At 44.3% G+C, this 18,782-nt stretch carries 8 protein-coding genes; 6 read left to right on the forward strand and 2 right to left on the reverse strand.

Translation table 11 applies throughout. The features are described 5' to 3' along the window. Window positions 1-4: 4 nt before the first annotated feature. Both AB8Q18_06805 and AB8Q18_06810 read right to left on the reverse strand, forming a co-directional pair. Complete coding sequence (locus AB8Q18_06805; protein XDZ52768.1) at window positions 5-6,763, reverse strand: amino acid adenylation domain-containing protein; 6,759 nt, start codon at window positions 6,761-6,763, stop codon at window positions 5-7. Then, window positions 6,756-9,689: a beta-ketoacyl synthase N-terminal-like domain-containing protein gene (locus AB8Q18_06810; protein XDZ52769.1), complete on the reverse strand. Its 2,934-nt coding sequence runs from the start codon at window positions 9,687-9,689 to the stop codon at window positions 6,756-6,758. Before AB8Q18_06810 ends, AB8Q18_06805 begins: the two co-directional genes overlap by 8 nt. Window positions 9,690-10,039: 350 nt before the next feature. Between AB8Q18_06810 and AB8Q18_06815 the strand changes: the two genes are divergently transcribed. The 6 genes from AB8Q18_06815 (at window position 10,040) to AB8Q18_06840 (ending at window position 18,760) form a co-directional block, all read left to right on the forward strand. Further along, complete coding sequence (locus tag AB8Q18_06815) at window positions 10,040-10,828, forward strand: thioesterase II family protein (GenBank protein XDZ52770.1); 789 nt, start codon at window positions 10,040-10,042, stop codon at window positions 10,826-10,828. A gap of 59 nt (window positions 10,829-10,887) precedes the next feature. Then, the gene (locus AB8Q18_06820; protein XDZ52771.1) at window positions 10,888-13,137 is read left to right on the forward strand and encodes a TonB-dependent receptor; all 2,250 of its coding nucleotides are present in this window, start codon (window positions 10,888-10,890) and stop codon (window positions 13,135-13,137) included. A 92-nt stretch (window positions 13,138-13,229) separates the two neighbouring features. Further along, window positions 13,230-14,459 carry an MFS transporter gene (locus AB8Q18_06825; GenBank protein XDZ52772.1) on the forward strand — a complete coding sequence of 410 codons (1,230 nt, stop codon included), beginning with the start codon at window positions 13,230-13,232 and terminating at the stop codon, window positions 14,457-14,459. Then, the gene (locus AB8Q18_06830) at window positions 14,456-15,835 is read left to right on the forward strand and encodes an MATE family efflux transporter (GenBank protein ID XDZ52773.1); all 1,380 of its coding nucleotides are present in this window, start codon (window positions 14,456-14,458) and stop codon (window positions 15,833-15,835) included. The genes AB8Q18_06825 and AB8Q18_06830 overlap by 4 nt, the downstream gene beginning before the upstream one ends. Before the next feature lie 82 nt (window positions 15,836-15,917). Next, the gene (locus tag AB8Q18_06835; GenBank protein XDZ52774.1) at window positions 15,918-17,027 is read left to right on the forward strand and encodes an SIP domain-containing protein; all 1,110 of its coding nucleotides are present in this window, start codon (window positions 15,918-15,920) and stop codon (window positions 17,025-17,027) included. Window positions 17,028-17,158: 131 nt separating this feature from the next. Continuing rightward, window positions 17,159-18,760, forward strand: coding sequence for a (2,3-dihydroxybenzoyl)adenylate synthase (locus AB8Q18_06840; protein ID XDZ52775.1), 1,602 nt, complete (start codon window positions 17,159-17,161; stop codon window positions 18,758-18,760). Window positions 18,761-18,782: the final 22 nt, after the last annotated feature.

Genomic DNA, 18,782 nt, shown 5'->3' on the forward strand with positions numbered 1-18,782 from the left:
CTGGTTAAGCCTGATCCCCAGCTAAGGTTTCAAAAAGATAATCCACCAAAAGGTCGATCGTTGGATAGCCAATCAAAATGCCAATATCAATATCAAATGCCAAAGCTTTATGGATGTATATCTGATAAGCAATAATGTTCATCGAATTACCGCCTTGTTCAAACATACTGACGTCCGTACGCACAACCCTGCCCAATACTTCTTCCATACCGTCGCTCAACACTTGCCTCAGCATTTTTTTATCCATCACGGCTCGGTTACTTACCTGATTCAAATGCTCAGCCCCCCTTGCCACAACGGGTGGCTGAACAAGCCCACCTTCATCTCTTAACGCGTACTGAGCTCTGTTCTGGGCTGGTTCCGAGGTGAATAATGACAATTTATTTAATGCTAGCTCTGGCATCGTCACTAAGTTTTGCAACATCTGTATATAAGCTTTTAATAGAACATTGATGCTGAACTCATCGAAAAGCTCATCGGCATAATCAATCACTAATTTCATGTGTTGGTTATGCTCAAATAAAAACAAATTAAGGTCAAAACGAACGGTTTTCTGCGTTTGCTCCGGATGCATAAAGAGCGATAAGGAGGTCTCATCAAAGACAAGATCTTCAACTAAATTCTGATGTGTGCAGATCACTTGCACCACGGGATGGTATAAAGCCGAACGAGGATGATTGACCTGCTGGGTAATCTGGGTAAAAGAGTAAGGTTGATGTGCTAAAGATTGAGACACTGTTGTCAATAAGCGCTCAAGGTGTTCTGATAAGGAGCCCTGTTCAGATAGCTGAGCGCGAAAAAGGACGACGTCACTAAAAAAGTCAACGACCTCATCCAATGCACCCTGATCACGGCCCGAAACACCTCCACCAATCACGATGTCTCGCTCATTACACCAAAGCGATAGAGTCATCATAAAGGCGCTCATCAATACATGATAACCACCAACCTGATGTTTGATGGCCAGCAGGCGAACCGCTTCCAACAGCGTATCAGGAACGTCCATACATAATGTACGCCCAGATAAAGTTCGGCCTTCTGAACGAGGATAGTCTAAAGGTAGGTTGAGACAATGCGGCATGTCTTTTAAATGCTGCTTCCAGAAAGCTGCCGCCTTATCAATCTGCACTAACAAGGCTGGGTCATTACGTTTGAAATACTCATAATCAATACCTTGATGCAAAAGTGGTTCCAGCACCTCACCATGGTATAAACGATTTAAATCCCTAAAGAAAACCTGTAATGACCATGCATCTACAATAATGTGATGAGCCACAAGAATCAAAATGCTTTTTGCTCGGCCCTGCTTGCCACCCATTTTGGGCGTCAATAGCATCATCTTCATCAATGGAGGGCAACTCAAATCAAAGGGCTCTGACATCAACCGGTTATATTCAACCAAAGAATCCGCCACAGTATCGTCACACATTCGATACGTTAAGCCGATAACGCCGAAAGGATGAATCAATTTCGCAGGCGCATTGCCTACAATATCGAAGGCTGTTCTCAACGCTTCATGGCGCATGACCAATTGATTTAATGCCTGCTGTAATTGCTGAGCATCCAAAATACCATCAATTGAATACATTAGCCCTAAATGGTTAGAAAGACTATGCTGTTTACTAGTTTTACTCGTATACCAGGCCCCTAACTGATTTTCGGACAATGAGTGGTGAATCGCTCTATCGGCTATTGGCCAAGATTGCTCTTGAACCATGGGCAAGGTTTGAATTAACTCGGATTGCTGAGCAATGGTTGGAGCATGAAACACATCAACCAGCGATAAATCCACATTGAACTCAGACTTCAAGCTATTTAGCAAGCGCGTTGCTAAAACTGAGTGGCCGCCCAGCATAAAAAAATTCTGATGAATGTCAATGTTGCCATCTGTCCCTAGTAATGTACGCCATAGCTGGGCAATTTTTTGTTCGATGTCATTTCTAGGGAGCACCACATCAGCCTGCTCTCCTCGAACAAGCAGATAATTTTCTGCAAGAAGCATGGCGACCGCTCGACGATCAACCTTTCCACCTCTCAATTTAGGAATGTCAGGGATAAGCATAATAATACTGGGCATTGATGAACGAGGTAGGACTCTTTGCAGTTCTTCATAAATCTGCGTTTGATCAATCCCTTGACTGGCAACTACCAATACGCCTAATACAAGGTCACCATTATGAGCCAGCACCGTAGCGGAACAAGCAGCTAACACGCCGGCACAGTCGCACACGATCCTATCAATAGCGCGCAGATCAATCCTCACCCCGCGAATTTTAATCTGATCGTCACGGCGTCCCAAAACCACCATTTGACCAGCCTCATTAATTAAACCAAAATCACCAGTTTTAAACCAATACTGCCCCTGCTCTCTAAAAAACTTTGTTTCCTGCTCTGGTTGAGCAAGCGCATAACCATGAGCCAAAACCGGCCCGCCACAACATAACTCACCAACACATCCCCTAGGCAATATCCAGCCATCGGGGTTAACGATGCGGGCTGCAGCATGACTAAGCAGTGTCCCTGCAGGAATCAACCCGTTCTCAGAGCCCTTGACTTCATAGGCAATGATGTCTGCACTCATTTCTGAAGAGCCATAAATATTAATGATTTTTGCCTGAGGCATGCATAATCTCGCACGCTCGGTCAGTTGACTAAACAATAGCTCCCCACTGACAATAATGTGCGTTAACGAGGTTAACGCATCCTCCCGTCGTTCAAGCTCCGCACACATTTCTGACAGTAACGTAGGCGTTAAAGTGATTCTAGTGGCTTGTTGTGCCCGCACATATTCAACCAAGGCAATCGGATCCTTACGTACATCGTCCTTTGCAATAACTGCTCTACGCCCAATAACAATTGGCATAAATAGCTCTGCGTAGATGTCCACAAAACTCACAGATGTCTTCAGCACAAACACATCAGTTTGATCACTAGGATAAGCTCTTTCGCCCCAATAAATCCGATTGAGCAAACCAAAACGACGGCCTTCAATGGCTTTAGATGCTCCAGTTGAGCCCGAGGTGTAGACCAGATAAACAACCTCTGTCTCCGCAGAAGGCACCGGCTCAGTTGACGACAAAAAATTAAACAGGCTTAAAGAAAAGAAAGGTTGTTGATTAGGTACGTTAACCACGAACTCATCGTTTGTAACCACCAGCACGACCTGGGCTCTTTTTGTTAACTCATTGATTCTCTCAGGCGTATCAATGGTATCTAACAGTAATAATGTGCCGCCCAGCCTTAGCACTGCCAATGACGCAATCACCATCGAGACACCATAAGGCAAGAGAATCCCAACCCGATCAGTCTGTTTCACCCCTTTCGACTGCAGTGCAGCCGCCAATACCTGACTACGTTGCCATAAGTCTAAATAGGTATAGTTCACCCCTTGGTCAGTAAAAATAATTTGGTTTGGCTGTGCTTTTACCTGCCTATCTAATAACTCACTAATCGGTAAATTCTCAAACGGATCAAGCGTCCCGGCTAACGTCGACATAGCTTTGTTTGCTGGATATAAAGGTAGTTGACTGAGTAAAGTCTGATCTTTAGCCCTCACCATCATCGTCAAAACATGCTTAAATCCCTCAAGCATCATTGCGACCAAATGGTCCCCAACTTGATGTTTTGCATAATTAACTTCACATAACAAGCCTTCATTTGTTGGGTATAACCAAAATTCAATGGCAGTCCGATGGGAGCCCATACCGAAATCACCACCCGTCTTTAATGATAGAGTAAGGCCATCTTCTTCATAGGTTTTTTCCAGCACTCCATCATTAAATATCAAAGCCACATCAAAAAATGGATGTTGCCCAACCGTACGAACGGGATTGCAGGCTTCAACCACTGCCTCAAATGGCACATGCTGCCAGGCAAAGTCTGCCACTATCTGTTGGTGGCTACACTGCATGGCTTCCGATAAGGTTGCATGTACGTTAAAGTCAAAGCGTAAGGTCAATAAGTTAATGAAATTACCTACACTTTTTTCAAAGTCACTATTAACCCGATTTGAGACATAGGTGCCGAATGTCACGTCCCCCTCTGTTTTAAACCGAGATAAGACTAATTGTAATGCTACTGAAAATGCCGTAAATAATGTTGTTTGATGCTGACGAGCAAACGCTCTCAGAGCATCAACATCCGCTTTTTCAATCTGCCTGAACATCGTGCCATTCGTCGTATCATCTGATTCAGCCGCTGCATACGGCAAGACTAACGGCTCCATGTCTTGTAATCTCTGCTGCCAATAGGCCATACCTGACTGCAAACTCTCTTGCTGTTCCGGCGAACGCTCCCATTGAATATAGTCAATATAATCAAACGATAACTCTGGCAAGCTTTTATCATGATAAAGAGTCAGTAGCTCGCGCACCAATACATCGCAAGAAACGCCATCAAACACAATGTGGTGTACCAATAAGTGTAAATAATGTGATTCTTCAGATAATTTAATTAAATGAGCGTGAAATAACGGATCCTTATAGACATCTAATTCACGTGCGCAACCAGTTAAATAATCCATGTGAATTTTTTGTTGCTGCTCTGCTGGTGAAAAATCGGACCAATCACTAAATCTTAACTCAATATCATATGCATCCATCTGTAAGCAAGGTTCGCCTGCATCAGTGGTCACTATCCGACTGTTTAATAGTCTATGTCGTTGAATTAAATTGTGTAGGGCCCGCTTAAATTTAGAGGGTGCCAAAAAACCGCGTATTTCAAAACTTAATGGAATGTTATATTTAGCACGATCAGAAGCCTTGTCTAACGTCATCTGGAACCAAAAACCTCTTTGAGAGGAAGATAAGGGTATCCTTTGGTGTCTAGCCACCGACAACGATTGATGAGAAACCGACGACGCATTATTTTTCGAGGCAATCAATTCTGCCTGTTCCCACAATTTTAAATGAGTCAATAAATCAGGCAGCGTCACCGATACTTGAAATTCAGACTGGATTCGTGAAAGCAGGCGAATCAATAAAAGTGAATCACCACCCAATGCAAAAAAATTATCGCCCGAATGTTCTGGCCCTTGGCCTAAAAGCGCCGACCATAGTCGTGCCAGCTTACTCTCTACTTCATTTAAGGCTCGATCAGAACCTTCTGCCTGCAGCTCTCGCGGCCCCTGATCTGCTGGCTGAGCTGCTAAGGCTAACAAGGCCTTCATGTCGACCTTGCCATTACTTGTCAACGGAAACTCTGTCAACTGGAGCCAAACTGATGGAATCATCGCCTCTGATAAAACTGCCTTGGCTCGAGCGTATAGTTGCTCTTGCTCGAGCTGAACTACCCCTGGAGACAGCAATAACGCCGCCACTAACTGCTGTTGCTCACTCAAATAAACCACGGCACGGCTAACCTCTGGCCAACCCTCTAAATGTGCCCGAACTTCACCAGCTTCAACTCGATTGCCTCTAACCTTAAGCTGGCCATCTGCGCGACCAACAAACTCGATTCGTCCATCTGGGTGATAAAATCCTAAATCACCAGTACGATACAGACGCTCCTGACTCACGGGGTGAGTGATAAACCGCTCCGCCGTACGTTCAGCATCATTTAAATACCCTCGAGCCAAAGACACCCCGCTACAATAAAGTTCAGATACCACCCAATCAGGCACATCAGAAAGGGATTCATCCAATATATGGTAGCCACAGTTTGCAATCGGGCGCCCATAAGGGACGCTAGACCAACCGGCCTCTATGCCTTCAATCTTATGCGCAATATTCCACATCGTCGTTTCTGTCGGCCCACCTACGCTGTACACCACTGTTTCTTCACTGCTTAAAGCGCGGATCCGATCGGCCAACGGCAAGGGTAGCCAATCGCCGCCCAATAAAACCGTCCTTAGATGACCAAAGCAATACTGTTTATACTCGCCCCAGGTCAACAACATCTCCATCATCGCAGGCACCGACACCCAGCCATTCACATCGTATTGATGCATTAACTGTGCCCACGCTTCTGGATTTTTGCGGTCTCCCTCGGCTGGTAAAACCAGAACCCCACCACTGACCATGACGCCTAATACATCGAAGACAGACATATCATGATGCAGTGCCGAGACGCCCAACATGACCAAACGCTCTGAAGCTGTAAATAAATGTTTCAAGCTGTAATCAATAGCATTCAATACCCCACGCCACTCAATCATGACGCCTTTGGGCTGGCCAGTAGTACCAGAGGTATAAATCACATAGGCCAAATCATCTAACTTTGTGTGGTAGCCTGGTAAAGACTGTGGGGCCGGTACGGCTCCTGCAAATAGCACCTTAGCGCGCTGAGATAAGTTTAAAACAGAGCCTGATGAATGCCCGGCTAGTAAGCCCTCAGTTTGCTCATTGACGATGATGACATCAGGCTGTGCATCTTCCAGAATAGCGTGTAGACGTGCTTGGGGCTGGTCGCAGTCTAAAGGCAAATAAGCTGCACCTGCGGCCAAAGCCCCCCATACTGAAACCGCTTGTAACTGGCTCTTGGGCAATAAAATAGCCACAATGGCTGGTTTCGAGGAGGCCCCTACAGCCTGACTAAGATAGCCACCGAGTCGGCTGCTTTGCTGGTACAAATCTCCATAACTCAATTGACCGTCACCCGCAATAACCGCAACCTGATCTGCTTGTCCTGGTTGATCTAGTCGGGTCACAAACTGCTGATATAAAGGCCGCTGATCATAAGGCTGCGGCATATGATTGAATTGATGACGAATCACTAACTGCGCTGATAATTGCGCTTGATCGGTAAAGCTATTGGTATTAAGCATGCGTGTTTACACCCTCTAATTTTGCCCAAAGTAACTGACTTAAACTTCTAGGCGTCCTAGAGGTCATAAATTCAAGCATATCGATGTTTACATTAAGAGATTTTGTCAATTCGGCTTGGATTTGAATGGCAGCCAAAGAACTGCCGCCCATTAAGAAAAAGTCATCATCGGCCACCACCTCTCGACCTAGGTAATCTTGCCAGCACTGACAAACTTGATCTAACAAATCAGCCTCTGACGATGCTGTACCCATAGGCATTGAGCTAGGCGTAACCGAATCATCAACGGCCAGATCAGGCTCTGTACTAGCGGTTAAGTTCAAAGTTGGCTCAATCCAATACCGTGTTTTTTTAAATGGATACCCGCAAAAAGGCACTTTAGCCATTGATACATCAAATAGATTGGCCTTAGGCACAAAACCCGCTTGATACAAGCCAGCCACAGCATGTAAAAATTGAACCACTTCATGTTCAGGCTGTTTGGCACTGGCCATTACGGCCAGCCCTTTTGCATGCAATAATGCTGCCAATGAAGAAACCGGCCCAACTTCAATGGCACAATTAAAAGCTGCATCCTCCATCGCACTAGATAAGGCATCATCAAACAGTGTGGGGGCAAGTAAATGCTGAATCCAATGGTCAATATCGGGCGCACTGCGTAAACGAGCGCCGGTCAACGTGCTATACATTGAGATTTTGGGCGATCCTGTTGGGCACCAATCTAAATCTAATAGTTGCTGTTTTAATTGTTCTGCTACCAGCTGGAGTAAAGGAGAATGAAACGCATGGGTGACATTCAAAGGAGAAATGGCAAAGCCATTCTTTTGACACTGCTGCTCATACAAATAAAGTTCTTTTTTTAGGCCCGAAACAACCTGAACATTGGGGGCATTCTTGGCTGCCACTGTAAGCCCTGAGGGCAATATAGGGAGGTTCTGAAGCGGTGCAAAAACCACCAACATGCCCCCCTCACCCTCAGCCAACTGCTCGAATGCCTCCCCTCTTAATCTGGCTAAGGTTAACGCATCCCCAACAGATAACGCTTCAGCAGCACAGGCCGCCGCAATCTCCCCGATACTGTGCCCCATAACACAGTCAATGGGTAAACCCAAAGCTTGCCATAACTTAAATTGGGCATATTGATACATGAAAAGAGCAGGTTGCAGTACTGAAGGTTTGGTTAAATGCCACTGACTTGTCCCAAGAGGCCAAATTAGATCGGCACGCTGCGGACCTAAAATCTCTCGGCATTCATCAATCGCCCGGCGAAAAACTGAATAAGCTTCGTATAGCTGTCGCCCAATTTCTGACGTTAACTGCCCACCCTGACCAGTAAAAATCAAGCCATACCGAGCTTCCTCTTTAACATCTTTAGGCTTCAAAAAATGAATCTGTTCAAAATCATCAAGCGGCTCAATGATGCAGGCAGAACGCACTTTAAAATGTTTTCGCCCTACGAGTGATGTGTAAGCCACAGCCCTCGCCTTAGTAGGGTCTTGTATCAAATCAGCGCTTAACGAAGGAATCAAAGTCTCAAGCTGTCCCTCACTTTGGGCCGATGCAAAAACCAGTATAGGTCCCTTGTCTTGTCCAACCACATGCCTTGGTAATAATGGCGGCTCTTCTATAAGAACATGAACATTGGTCCCACCAAAGCCAAATGAACTTAAGCCCGCCCGCCTGACTCGATTTTCATGGCGAGGCCAAGGTACTGTTTTTTGGTTGACGCGAAAGTGGGCCTCATTTAGCGTCATATGCGTATTAAGCTGTTTAAAATGAGCCAAAGGCGGAATTGCATCGTGCTTAAAACATAAAAGGATTTTCAGTAAACCTGATAGGCCTGCACAAGACGAAGTATGACCAATATTGGCCTTAACCGACCCTAAATAACAAGGATGAGGACGAGTCTTACCATAAACACTTTTTAAGGCCGTTATTTCAACTGGGTCACCCAACTTGGTGCCCGTACCATGTAACTCGACATAATCAATATCTTGAGGAGCCAGTCCTGACCGTTTGAATGCTGACTTAATTGCTTCGACTTGCCCTTTAACACCAGGCGCCATAAAGTCTTGTTTCTGATTACCATCATTATTGACTCCAACACCCCGGATCACACCCCAAATATGGTCCTGATCGACAATCGCTTCTGGTAGCCGCTTTAAAATCACGGTAACCACAGCACTGCCGACCACAATCCCACTTGCGTCATTGTCTAAAGGACTGCAAATACCCTCTTTCGCATACATCAGCCCTGGTTGATAGAGATAGCCGGCATCATTGATGGCCAACCTCGATGCAGAAACCACGGCAACATCACAGGCTTTTAATTGCAAGTTTTGACACGCAACAGAGAGTGCCGACAAACCTGTAGAACAAGCCGTTTGAATATTCAAAACAGGTCCTGAGAAACCTAATTTATAAGCAATCCAGCTGGCTAAAAAATCTTGACCATTTTGAGTAAAGGCCTCTAATAATTTAGGTAAGTTACTCCGATCATTTAAATAATCGGGCATTAATTTTTCAAGCAGGTACTCTGAGAAATCCTTCCCAGCAAATACCCCAACCGTTTGGTTTTGCCCAAGTTCCGAAGGCACATAACCCGCATTTTCAATAGCATGCCATACAGACTCAAGCATTTTTCGATTTTGTGGATCAAAAACCTTAGCCATTTGTGGGCTGATTCCAAAAAATTCAGCATCAAAATCAGCGACATCATCCAGCTTCATGACTCTAGGCACATAGTCTGGGTGATCAATCAAAGCCTCATCCACACCAGCATTCAGTAAAGTTGATCGATCGAGTATCGTACTCAATTCATTGCCATCCATTAAATGGGCCCAAAACTCACTTAAATCTGCCGTCTTAGGAAAGACGCCATCGACCCCAACAATCGCAATTGCTTCCTCTTTCTCAGAAATATCCAAAATACGGCCTTTCTTCGTATGACTTCAAAAATAAACCCAGCAATTAATCACATGATAATCAACGCAAGGCATCCAAAATTTAATACGAACGCAATTAATAATGATTATCATTAATATTGACATCATAAATAGTTTATCTATAATGAGTCAACAATCAGATGGCATGGTTACGGGAAAAATATTAAATAATAGATAAATAACAATGGATTAAAAATAAATTATTTCAGCTGAGTCATGCTTTCAGGGTGAAGCGCTAAATTGATGCTCTATCAGGACAAGCTCAAATATCTGAAATAAAGGCAACAAAACAAACCGCTTCTATTGAACCCTCAACCTTCAAGTAGACGAGTATGCAAAACACAACACATATGACGAACCAACAAACTGAGCAGTCAATTAATTTATTCTGCCTACCTTCAGCAGGTAGCAGCGCCTCCATGTATGCCAGCTGGGCAAAACATGCTCCTAAATGGCTTAAGGTTTGTCCGATTGAATATCCAGGGCACGGCGCTCGAATCAATGAGCACCTAGTGCATGATCCAATGCTCCTTACCCATGAGCTGGTTGAGACAATTTTAGCGCATGGGCATCAAAAATTTGCGCTCTTTGGTCACAGTTTAGGCACTGCACTCATCTGGCGTATCGTGAAAGAACTACAGAGCAGAAATTTAGAAACTTTACTAGGACTTATAGTCATCAGTGGCCGACGAGAAACCAGCACATTAAAACAAGAGCTAAAAAATAGACACTTATTGCCGCGGCCAGATTTTATTCGCGCCGTCTCTAGATATGCTGGCCTGCCTCAAGAATTATTGGTACAAGACGAAATTCTGGATTTCTTTTTGCCCATCTTAAGGAATGACTTTCATCTAAATGATTTCCTAATGGATGATGCGCCAACACTCACTTCTTGCCCCCTCATAGCCATTGCTGGAGAAAGTGATCCCGACATTCCCTCTGCCGAGATGATGAATAAATGGGCGGCTTATTCAAGAACCTGGCTTGGCTACCACCCTTTACCTGGCGACCATTTTTACCTCAATCATTTAACGAATGTTAAAAAAATAATGGCGCTGATTACTGATTATGCTTATTTCATTCCTCGTAATCAGAGCCCAAATTTTTTACCACAATCTTAATTAAGCTTGACCTACTCACTTTACTAAAAAACTTACATATACCAACCATGGTGGAAAACATGTGCCAACATCCTTTATATCCGCAAAAAAAACTCGTGACCCTTCTAGAGGGAGCTTTTCTAGCAACCCTATGCCTACCCATCACACTCTATGCCCAAGAGCCTGAATCGAAAACAACTACTCCGGAAGCAGAAATTGAATCGGTTGTGGTCATGGCGCCCGCAAAGTCTCTACCGGCTGGCATCATTAACCGCAAGGCTAATGTTGGCCTTCTAGGCAATCTTGACTATATGGATAATCCGTATAACGTTACCAGTTACGGCAATAGCGCCATTCAAAAACAGCAGGCTCGAAGCGTCGGTGGCTTTATTAACAAATACGACGCTTCCATTAATGTACTTGGAAGCGATACTTATGCAGTTGACTTGATTACGGTCAGGGGGATTTTTGTGAGCCCTATGGGCACCAGCGTAAATGGATTAGCCGGCATGGCCGGCTACCATAAAATTCCCTCAAATGGCATTGAAGCCATTCAGGTGACGAAAGGGCCCTCCGCTATGCTTAAAGGAGCTTCGCTTTCAAACTCAGTAGGCGGTGACGTCAACCTCACCACTAAGCGTGCAGGCAATGAGCCTCTGAACGAGTTAGGTCTATCATTTTTAGCGCGCAACCGTTTAGGGGGGTCGGTAGACGTGGGCCGTAGATTTGGCTCAGAGAAAGAATGGGGGGTTCGTTTTAACTCAGAATATCGCGAAGGTGATGGCATCCGCCAGAAACAAGAGGAAAAAACCACGCTGAATGCTTTGGCGTTGGACTATCGCTCGGAACGCATTCGGGCATCGATTGACGCCATGGTCAATAACAGTAATGCATCCGCTAACCGCGGCGTATTGATGAGTGATTCTTCTCAAGCCGTAGCCAGTATTAATGGTCAACTACCTTCGCCTCCAAAAGGAAAAGCCAACTTTGACCAAAGCTGGATTAAACAAAAAAGTAGAGATCGGATGATTATGGGCCGCCTAGAAGCAGATTTAACCGATCAACTTATGGCGTATGGCACAGTTGGTTATGCTACCAACTTTTTAGCGGCCCCTAATATCGGCAACTGGTTTTTAACCCAAAAAATGGATCCGAATGCTAGCTTTGGTAGCTTTAGACCAGCCGCGCTGTCTAATTTCCAAACCAAGCGTAAAACAGTCAGCAGCGAGGTGGGATTAAATGGCAGCTTCTCGATAGGACAAACTCAGCATCAATGGGCTTTAGCCGGTACGCTGTCACAATATAAAGAAAACGTTGGTACTTCACTCTATATCCTCCCAACTAGCTGCCATGGATCAACTATTTATGATGTCACCAGCTGTGAATTTGATATAGGTGGCAGTAAGCCCTTATTCGTGATCGATAATAAAATACGTGGCCGTTTAGCCAGCGTGGCCATTGCTGACACCATTACTTTTTGGGATGGTAAGTTACAAACCACGCTAGGCGTTCGACAACAACAAATCAAAAATAAATCCAACTCTAACGGCAAACAAACCAATCGCGAGCAAACGGCAACCACCCCTTCCATTGGGATCGTGTTTAAACCCGTCAATGATTTATCAATCTATGGCAATTACGTTGAGGCCTTGGCTCCTGGTGATGCCGCCCCCATTAGCGCCTCTAATGCCGGTGAGGTCATGAGTCCATACAAAACCAAGCAAAAAGAACTGGGCATTAAAAAAGATTTTGGTTCTTGGTTGGCTTCAGCTGCCGTGTTTGAAATTGAGCGCGCGAGTGGTTTACTTGATCACGAGACTTTAGTGTATTCATCCGATGGTAAACGGCGCAACCGAGGCGTGGAGTTAAGCTTAGCAGGGGAGCCTATTTCTGGCCTGCGTCTTAGCTCAAGCACTGCATGGATTCAGTCTAAACGTATTAACTATGACAAAAAGGCTTTTGGTGGCCAAGATATTTTCCCAGCACCCAAATTCTCTAGCAAATTAAACCTAGAGTGGGATGTGCCCAAAACCAATCAGATCACGCTTTTAGCTTCTGTTATTCACACGGGCAAGGCCATCATCGATGGTCATGACTTTTACACGGGCGCTACCGTGCCAACCAAAGTACCGGCATGGACGCGCGTCGACCTAGGCGTTGCGGGCAAATTCAACAACCTCTTAGGCAAAGAAACGACGCTACAGCTCACGGTAGAAAATGCATTTAACAAGCGCTATTGGAGCGTCGGCGATTTTAACGACACCAACGTTGCCGTCTTAGATCATGCCACGCCGCGTTCCCTGTTATTGACACTGAAAACCAAACTATAAACCCTAAGATGGCGTTATGACGCTCTGCCCATAACGCCATTACCCTTGCCGCTTCACTAGGCCTGTTGTTTACATTTGAGAAACCATTAACCATGTCATCCCATACCCCTACTCGCCTGACGTTCTTATGCCTTTTGCTCACCGTTTTTTTAGATCAGGTAGGCATCTCTCTTATCTTACCTATCATTCCGTCACTATTGGCCGACATCACCCATCATTCTTTAGTAGATAATGCCATTATCGGCGGCTGGCTTATTGCCATTTATGGCCTCATGCAATTTATTTTTGCGCCCATTATGGGTGCCGTTTCGGATCGCTTTGGGCGAAAGATTGTCCTCATCATTTGTTTTATGGCATTTGCCATTGATTATTTATTGTATGCCATTGCGGACAATCTCTACCTCTTGTTCTTTGCACGCATGATCGCGGGGATTGCAGGCTCCTCTATCGTCGTGTCTTTAGCCGGCATTGCCGACATCAGCAATGCTGAGAACAAAACCAAGCACTACGCCTATATTTTTGCCACTATGAGCCTCGGCTTTATTTTAGGCCCCACCATTGCCTCATTTACCGTTCAGTATGGGATTCGGACACCTTTTTATATCGCTGGTTTATTGAGTGTAGTCAGCCTTTTAACCATCACGTTCTTCTTTAAAGAAACTTTAGCAGTAGACAACAGACGGCCTTTTTCTATCCAAAGCCCACTCAAAGCATTCTTATATTTCAACAAATACAAAGGCATGCTCAGCCTATTGATCGTACAATTATTATTTGTGCTCGCCGTCCAAGTACCGATTACCCTATGGTCATTTTTTACAAAATATCGCTTTGGTTGGAGTGATGCCGATGTTGCAAAATCATTCATAGCATTGGGCATGATTGGTTTTTTTGTCCAAATTTATTTGGTCAAAAAACTGTACCCCATCCTCGGTAATAAAAAAATTGCCTATTTAGGCTTTAGCGCCTTTGGCTTAGGCTTATTATTGATTGCACTATCATCCTACAATTGGCAATTCTATCTAGCCCTATGCCTCTATGGCCTAGCCGGCATCAGCAATGCCGCCATTACCAGCATTTACTCCTCTAAAGTATCTGCCTCTGAGCAGGGTCAGTTAATGGGCATCATTGAATCCATCAGCAGTATGTGCGTAGTCGTTGGCCCCATACTTGCGGTTTATTTATTTCGCTACAGCGTTGCCTTAGAAATGCCGCTTAGCGACGGCTACCCCTTCATCCTAGCGGCCGTGATTGTGGCGCTTTGCCTGTACCTTCTTAAACGCAGCATCGATGACACCAATCAATCAACGGATCCAAACTCATGAGCCGCTCTTTTTTTAGTTTAGACCCAGTCGCCCGCCAGGCCATCAGTAAAAAGCTTTTTCAGTTAACCGTCCCTATTACGTTAACGTTTGCTTTCATCATTTTGTCTGACACGATTGATACCGTTTTCAGTAGTCAATATGATGCCACAACGCTTGCGGCCATTTCGGTGGCCACCATCGTAGGTATTTTACCTTTGGCCACAGTTAATGGCATTGCCTACACTGCCGTGCCTTTATACAGTCATTTAAAGCAGCAAGGAAAAACCGATGAGGTTTTTAATTTAATCATCGAGTTTTTGATTATTGGCTTTGTTTTAGGCACTCTATTATCCGTGCTGTTTATACTCGGCGTGCCTTATGTGCTCAAATTCATTGGCGTCGATCCAAACATCATTCCCTTAGTAAAAACCTATTTAACATTTTTATTGCCTTATATCTTGGGCATGATTGCCTTTAACAATTTTTACTATTTTAGTGAATCCTATGGCTTTCCTGTTTTTGCCACTATTACCGTATTTCTGAGCTTCTGCATTAAAGGTTTGGTTATTTATTTACTGGTGTTTTCTGATTTTGTACAGTCATCTTGGGGTATTGCCGGCTTTGGTTTGGCCTCTGTCATTTTTGCTTGGTCAAAATTTTTTATTCTGCTACCTATTATATTAACTTATAAAAAATTTAGAATCATTTGGCACCACCCTCTCCGACGCCTTAATTTATCAATCAAACGCATGACTCAAAATACGCTGAAAGGCATACCCATTTCCCTTTCCTATCTATCAGAATGGGGCGCCGTCATGGTGATGGGCTTAATGCTGGCAAGATTAGGCGTACACGAGGTAGGTGCTAACGGTATTGTTTATAGCATCATGCCCATTTCTTTAGTCGTCGTCACGGCCTTGTGCCGGTCGATCGCTATTTTAGTCGCACAACATCAAGACCAGCATCAAATGCTGAAGCAAACCCTGATCGTTGGCACCACGCTATGCGTGGCTTTACTGGCCATCATCTGCTTATCTTTATCCTTATTTTCTAACCAAATCATAGGGCTTTATCAACCGAGCGAGGCCTTATTAAAAAATGCCAAAATTATTTACCCTTATATGATTTGGGTGGCTTTTTGTATGGGGCTTAATAATATTTTCTGCTTTGCTTTAAAAGGCTTAAGCGACTTCTTCGTCGTATTCTGCATCTTGTTTACAACCTCTTGGCTAATTTTTATCCCTCTTGGCTACACCCTCAGCAGCACCTCTTACCTCGTCGAGGCACAAGGTGTTTTAGGGTGGTGGCACGCCTTATCTCTTTCAACCTTTATCAGCGCCTGCCTAGCCTGTACACGGTTATGCATAGTCATGAAACAACGTATCGCCTTAGCTTGAGACTAAAACCTAATTTACAGCTAACAACTCATTAACCGTCTAGCAGTAAATAATTAACCCATCTTCATCACAAAGGACAGAAATGCTTCAAAACAAATACACGCCAATTGAAAACGTTGATAAAAAAATTGACGTTATTGACCACATTAATGATGACCACCTCTCTGAAGTGTTGAGCATTGCACGGGGTTACACCGCATTTAAGCACATCACCTCAGCTAAACTTATGGATATTTTTGAAGAAGGCATGCTGATATCCGTCGCCACAGAAACTGAGACCAAGGAATCCTTTATCCCTTTTCTCCTTAAAGGTGATTTAGAGGAAAACGTGCTTTATCTGGCCTACAATGCCATGGTCAAACTAGGAGAGTCTCCCATCAGCAGCAAAAAACAATATTTTGAAGTATTGGAAACCAAAATGGTGAGCAGAAACATGATTCGTCTCATCGTCAAAAGTGCTTTAAGCCTGCCCTTTGATCAGCCAGGCTACGCTTATCTTTTGTCACTAAGTAAGCTTGAAGCCATGCCGCAATCCATCAAACAAGACAGTGAAAAACTGTCAAAACTACGGCAGTGGTTATACAAATTATTTCTTTGGCGCGTTCGCAAAATGTCTTCTCAGGATCGCTTAGAACGCATGCTAGCCTTTGCCAAAGATACTCGCTACTACACGCTTCGCGAGGCACATAAAAGCCAGCCTCAGCAAGAGTCCTATGACATTGGCCATATTGACATCTTTATTCATGGTGACACGCCAGGTGGACTTTGGGCCAAGAGCCTCAATCCTGGTGACATCATCCGCAGTATTTCCGAAACACCAGAGCGCTGTGATCACCTCACTGAAGGACAAACTGTACTGATTGCCGATGAAACCTCATTGCCAACCGTCTTGGCACTGTTAGAGAACTGGCAGAATCCAATTAGTCCTTACATCATTTCGATTACGCGGCATGAAGATGATCAAGCTTACTTACCCGATGACATGGTAGCCGATCAAGCCAAGCTCTTTCGATTGCCAGCAGAGGACATCAGTACCACCGTCATTAAACTATTAGCTTCAATGCCACAAATTGATTCTGCCTGGGGGGCCATTGAAAACCTAGAAGCACGAGCCATACGTAAATATTTACGCGATGAACGCGGACTCAGCGGTCGTTTCAATCGCGTCAAGGCTTATTGGAGTCAAACTTAGGCTTAGGCGTATCGTGCTTTGTTGCAACACTGTGATCACATTTTAAATTGCTTTCAGCAAGGCACGATCAAAAAGTCCAATACAAACAATGACAAACAATCCATAATTAATATTAAACAGGATAACCATACATGCATGCCTACAGAAAATCTAAACACTATGTACCCTACGCACCCGAACGAGCTGAAGCCTATAGGCGAGCAGGTTATTGGATAGGTCAAACTCATACCGACTTCTTGCGCCAAACGCATGATCAATACGGCCATAAGATTGCCGTTATTCAGAATGATCGGCAGCTTTCCTACTCTGAGCTTCATCAAAAGTCTTCCGCCTACGGCCATTACTTAACCTCTCAAGGCATTAATCAGGGTGATTTTATTATTCTTCAATCAGCCAACGTCATGGCTTTTTTTATTGCTCTTTTTGGCATTTTCCATGCAGGTGCACGACCCATTTTTGCACTTGATGGGCATGGCGCATATGAAGTAGAGAATATTGCTAAAGCCAGTGCGGCAAAAGGTTATATTCGTATTTTATCTCAGTCTGGGGCTAAAGATGATGCGCCTACCATCGTTCATAAATTCGTTGAACCACAAAAGTCTCTAACCTATATACAAACCATTTATGGTCATGAGCCTTTGGAGTCAATGATGACGTCTAGCCCAAATCATGTCTTGGATGAGCCACAAAAAGTATCGTCTGAAGATATCGCTTTTCTACAATTATCGGGCGGTACTACTGGCTTACCTAAGCTCATTCCGCGCACCCACGACGACTATTTATATTCTGTTCGGTGCAGTGTAGCTGTTAGCGGATTACACTCAGATTCAGTTCAATTAGTTGCCCTACCCATCTCACACAACTTCACCATGAGTTCGCCAGGTGTTTTAGGAGCTTTGTCTGCTGGAGCAACTATTGTATTGGCGGAAAACGGTAGCCCAGATAGCTGTTTCACTTTAATTGAACAGCACAAAGTCACTCAAGTATCGCTCGTGCCATCATTAGCGCTACTCTGGCTAAATTCAGCATTAAAAGAAGACTATGATTTGTCTAGCCTAGAAGTCATACAGGTAGGGGGGGCTGAGTTACTTCCTGAAATCGCACAAAGATTGATTCAAACATTCAACATTAAGCTTCAACAAGTGTACGGCATGGCCGAAGGCCTGGTTAATTTTACACACCTAAGTGATGATCTTCATACTGTCATACATACTCAAGGAAAAAAATTATCACCCAGTGACGAACGCTTAATTGTCAATGATGAAGGAGAGCCCGTAGGCCATCATACTATTGGTCATATCTTGACACGCGGCCCCTATACCATTAATGGTTACTATAACGCCCATGACATTAATCAAAATGCATTTACGGCTGACGGATTCTATATTACAGGGGATCTAGGCTATATAGATGAGCAGCAGAACATCGTGGTCACTGGCCGGGCTAAAAGCCAAATCAATCGGGCGGGAGAAAAAATAGCGCCTAGCGAATTAGAAAACCTTTTAATCACTCACCCCTTAATTCAAAACGTAAACGTAGTGGGCATCAAAGATGTGCATTTAGGTGAAAAAATCAAAGTAAACATCATTCTGGCACGCCCCGAATCAACACTTTCCCTATTAGACATCAGAAAATACCTCATGGGCAAAAATGTGGCGCCCTATAAGTTACCTGATGTCATAGAAATAATGACATCATTCCAGCAAACCTTGATCGGAAAGGTAAAAAAATAAAAATTAAGCGCGTTCATGGCTT

This window comes from Neisseriaceae bacterium CLB008 (assembly GCA_041228285.1).
Taxonomy (GTDB): Bacteria; Pseudomonadota; Gammaproteobacteria; order Burkholderiales; family Neisseriaceae; genus JAGNPU01.